General features: G+C 71.6%; 1 protein-coding gene. It reads right to left on the bottom strand.

What is annotated here, in order from left to right:
* Positions 1–232: 232 nt before the first annotated feature.
* The coding region (locus AC1DWF_RS36150; protein WP_476843265.1) for a helix-turn-helix domain-containing protein at positions 233–613 on the bottom strand (381 nt) is incomplete at its 5' end.

Genomic DNA, 613 nt, shown 5'->3' on the forward strand with positions numbered 1-613 from the left:
GTCTTCATGTAGAGCGCGAACATGACGGCCAGCGCCAGGTTCAGCGCGGCCGAGAGGTCCTTGACGGCATTGTCGGAATAGCCGGCCGGGGTGGCGAGCGGCGCCTACCGAAGGGTGCGTGCGTCGGTCTTGGCCATGCTGATTCTCCTTGTCGTTGCATCGTCCCCGGAGGCCGGAGCGCGCATCGGGAGGATGCACGCTGCCGCCGCTCCGGACCAGTGGTGCCATCGTATCAGGCGCGGACATCCGCAAGCGCCTGGCGCCGCCAGGCCGCCGGCGTGGTGCCGATCTGCGCCGAGAAGCTGCGGGTCAGATGGCTCTGGTCCGCGAAGCCGCAAGCCAGCGCGACATCGGCGATCCGCGCATCGCCGCCCAGCATCCGCTTGGCCTTCTCGACGCGCAGCGCGGCCAGCCAGCCATGCGGCGGCACGCCCGTGCTGCGCCGGAAGGCACGCGAGAAGTAGCTGCGCGACAGCCGGCATTCCCGCGCGAGCTCCTCGACCGCGACGCCGGCCTCGAGCCGCGCCTCCATCATCGCCTTGGCCTTGCGGAGCTGCCAGGGCGCCAGGCCGCTGCGGCCCCGCGCCGGGAACGGCGTCGCGTTGAGCCAGAC

It is taken from the genome of Aminobacter sp. P4_D5, from assembly GCF_056401815.1.